Here is a 3,690-nt window from a genome sequence, read left to right as displayed (position 1 = left end):
GGGGTCGGAGCCGCAGCCGGAGCCGGGGTCGCAACCGGGGTCGGGGCCGCAGCCGGGGTCGGGGTCACAGCCAGGGTCGGGGCCCCAGCCGGGGCGCGATTCAGGATCAGGGGACGGGTCATGACATCACCTCACAACAATGTCGCCCGCACCGGGGTGCGGGGGACATGTCCGGGCGTTCAGGACGGGACGGGGACCAGGAAAAGGGCGCGCGGCCGTGACGCCATCACGATCGCAGCAGCGCGGGGCTAGTGGACGCGGCCCCCGATGTCAAATTCCCCGACCCGATGCCGCCCGCCGGGCGCGGGGGCTGCGACCGTCCGCAGGCCGCGCCGGCGGCGGATGGCCGGGATGCCGCCCGTCCCCCCCGGCCGCGGGGCGTGACCGGCCCCCTGACCGGGCGCTGCATCGCTGCGACGGCAGGGCGGTTTCGCGCAAACCTGCGGCCGGACGCTGTCCGTCCCGCAGGCGCCGCCCTGCCCCGCACGACGATCCGGGCGCGCGCGGCGTCCGGCGCCCGGATCATCGTGGGGGGCGGGCGGCCGCCGGTCAGCGCAGGGTGAACAGCTCCTGGTGGAAATCGCCGGGGCGCAGGCCGCCCGCCACCAGATCCCCGCGCAGCGCCTGCCCGAAGGCCGCCGGGCCGCAGAACCACACGCTGGCCTCGGCCCAGTCGGGCACCATCGCGCGCAGCCGCGCACCCGTCAGGGGGCCATCGATGTCGTCGCGCATCAGGTGCAGCGCGACGCCTGCCGCGGCGGCGGCGGCCTCCAGCCGGGCCAGCGCCTCGGGGGCGATGTCGGGCACGCAATGGATCAGGGTGATCCGCCGGCCATCGGGCCGCGCGGCCAGGTGTTGCAGCCGGGCGAGGAACGGCGTGATGCCGATCCCGGCGCCGATCCAGATCTGGCGCGCCTTGCCGTCCTCGAAGGTGAAGCGGCCATAGGGCCCCTCGACGGTGACAGCGCCGCCGATCCGCAGCGTCTGCGGCAGGCGCGCGGTATAATCCCCCAGCGCCTTGCTCAGGATGCTCAGCGTGCCGCGGCCCGCATCCCAGGCCGAGGCGATGGTGAAGGGATGCGCGCCCTCCTTCGGATCGAAGGTGACAAAGGCGAACTGCCCCGCCGCATGGCCCGGCCAGGCGGCGTCCATGGCGATCTCGGTCTCGGTGACCTGCATCGACGGGATGTGGTGCAGCGCCGCGATGCGGCCCGCGACCTGACGGCGGCGGCCGATCCGCCGGGTCAGCGCAAGCCCCGCCGCGCCGACACCGCCGGCCATCAACACGCCGGTAACCAGCCCCACCGGCTGCGTCCAGGCGGCCACATCGATCAGCACCACCGCGTGAAAGACCAGCACCAGATAGGCCATGGCCACCAGCGTATGGGTCGCGGCGAACAGCCTGTAGGGCAGGCGCGAGATCAGCGCCGCGGCAATCAGCGCGACGGCCCCGTAGAACGCCCATTCGCCCAGCATCTCGGCGATGTCGCGCTGGCTGCGCAGGAACGCGGCGACCGGCCCGAGGTCGGCCGCCACGCCGCCGGAGCCCTGCCGCGCGGGCCGCGCCATCAGGCCCCAGGACACCGCCCATTTCGGGGCGTTGACCGACACCCAGTGCAGCACCGCCGTCACCAATGCGGCGATGCCCAGCCACTTGTGCAGGCGATAGGACTTGTCCAGCCCGTTCAGCCAGCGGTCCAGCCACGGCGCGCGGGTGGCCAGGATCATCGCGACGCTCATGGCGGCGATGGCCAGATATCCGGAGTAATCGACCATCAGGCGGCGGATGGCCATGAAGTTCGGGGCTTGCGCCAGCGGCAGGCTGGCCGCGATCCAGAGCGCGCTGATGCCCAGCATCAACGCCCAGAAGGATGTGTGGATCGTCTTCATCTCGGTGGTCCCTGCTCGGTTCCTTGCCGGGTTGAAAGGGGGGGCGGCGCGGGGCCGCCCCGCCCGGCCCTCAGTTGTCGGCCTGTGCCGCCGCCGGGGCGCGCCGCGTCAGGCTGAGGACGCCATCGCCGTCGCGGTCCAGCCGCGCCATGATGCGGGCGATGCGGGCGTCGATCTCCTCGGCCACGATCCGGCCGTCGCCATCGGCGTCGAGGTCCTGGAAGGCGTCGACCATCCGCCAGCGGGTCAGCGCGCGGTAGAGCGTGTCGAACTCCTCGATCGACAGCGCGCCATCGCCCGAGACATCGGCCGCCGCCAGCTGATCCGCGCGGAAGGCGTCGATCTCGGCCCGGGTCACGCGGCCGTCCCCGTCGGCGTCGGCGGCCGCGAGGATGCTGCGGATCATCGCGCCGTCGGCGGCGCCGCGCTGGCCCTTCTGGCCGCGCTGGCCATGGGCCGGACCGCGGACCTCGGCCCCCATCGCCCTGGCGTCCCGGTCGGCACAGCCGGGCATGGACTGCGCCATCGCCACGGCGGCGGTGCCCCCGATCAGCGCCAGCGCCAGAACACCTGCGGTCACGCATGTCACTCTGGTCATCGTGTCGTCCTTTCCTGTGTCACAAGGGCCACCCGGCCCCCGGTCACCCCGATATGGACGACCCGGGCCGGGAATGTGTGTCAGCGCGGCGGCCGGTTTGTCGCCATCTGTCGCAGCGCCGGGTGCCACGACAGATGGCGACATTTCTTTTGTCCGGGGCGGGGTGCGGACGCTGGCAAACCGCCCGCCTTCGGCCCTACATCGGGACAGCGCAGAAAGGTCCGGCACCCCGATGTCCCAAGGCGAGCCACAGATCCTGATCGTCGACGACGCCCGCGACATCCGCGAACCGCTGGGGCAATACCTGCGCCGGCAGGGGCTGCGCACCGTGCTGGCGGCCAATGCCGGCGAGGCCCGCCGCGCGCTGGAGGCCGGCCGCCCCGCGCTGGTGGTGCTGGACATCATGATGCCGGGCGAGGACGGGCTGAGCCTGTGCCGCTGGCTGACGGCGCAGGGCGGGCCGCCGGTGATCCTGCTGACGGCGATGGCCGATGAGACCGACCGCATCGTCGGCCTGGAACTGGGCGCCGACGATTACCTGGTGAAACCCTTCAACCCGCGCGAACTGCTGGCCCGCATCCGGGCGGTCCTGCGCCGGATACCCGAGCCCGCGCCGGTCGTGGCCTCGGGCATCCGCCGGTTCGGGCCGTGGCGCCACGACCCCGACACGCACCAGGCCCACCACGACGACGGGCGCACGGTCGCGCTGACCTCGGGCGAAAGCCGTCTGCTGGGTATCCTGCTGGATCACCCGCATGCCGTGCTCAGCCGCGACCGGCTGCTGGATCTGACGGCGGGGCGCGACGCAAAGGCCTATGACCGGGCCATCGACAACACCGTCAGCCGCCTGCGCCGCAAGGTCGAGGACGACCCCAGGGCGCCGCGCCTGATCGTCACCGAATGGGGCGGCGGCTATCGCCTCGCCGTCGATGTGGTGGGGGCATGAGGGCGCGCCTGCCCCTCGACGGACTGGCCGCGCGGTTCTCGGTCCTGCTGGCGGCGGCGCTGATCGCGGCGAACGTGATCGCGGCGGCGGTGCTGTATGTCGACCGCGCCGGGCAGCACAGCGCCGCCCGGTTCGAGCGCGAGGTGGAGCGGATCGTCTCGCTCGTCCCCGCCATCGAGGCGGCCCCCCCCGCGCGCCGGGTCCAGGCCGCGCGCGCCGCATCCACGCGCCTGACGCGGGTGTCCGTCGATCCCGC

Annotated in this window: 4 protein-coding genes; 2 read left to right on the top strand and 2 right to left on the bottom strand. The window is 73.4% G+C overall.

Features of this window, described 5'->3' with window-relative positions:
* Positions 1-549: 549 nt before the first annotated feature.
* A complete protein-coding gene (locus CCR87_RS00845) occupies positions 550-1,890 on the bottom strand; it encodes a ferredoxin reductase family protein (RefSeq protein WP_201155439.1) in 1,341 nt (446 codons plus the stop codon).
* 70 nt (positions 1,891-1,960) lie between these two features.
* Complete coding sequence (locus CCR87_RS00840; RefSeq protein WP_201155438.1) at positions 1,961-2,488, bottom strand: EF-hand domain-containing protein; 528 nt, start codon at positions 2,486-2,488, stop codon at positions 1,961-1,963.
* Between the two features lie 232 nt (positions 2,489-2,720).
* Here CCR87_RS00840 and CCR87_RS00835 point away from each other — a divergent pair, with 232 nt between their 5' ends.
* Positions 2,721-3,434: a response regulator gene (locus CCR87_RS00835; protein WP_201155437.1), complete on the top strand. Its 714-nt coding sequence runs from the start codon at positions 2,721-2,723 to the stop codon at positions 3,432-3,434.
* The coding region (locus CCR87_RS00830) for a hypothetical protein (RefSeq protein WP_201155436.1) at positions 3,431-3,690 on the top strand (260 nt) is incomplete at its 3' end. The genes CCR87_RS00835 and CCR87_RS00830, both read left to right, overlap by 4 nt.

Origin of the sequence: Rhodobaculum claviforme, assembly GCF_016653255.1 — a bacterium.
Lineage (GTDB): Bacteria > Pseudomonadota > Alphaproteobacteria > Rhodobacterales > Rhodobacteraceae > Rhodobaculum > Rhodobaculum claviforme.
This window is presented reverse-complemented; position numbering and strand designations above follow the sequence as displayed.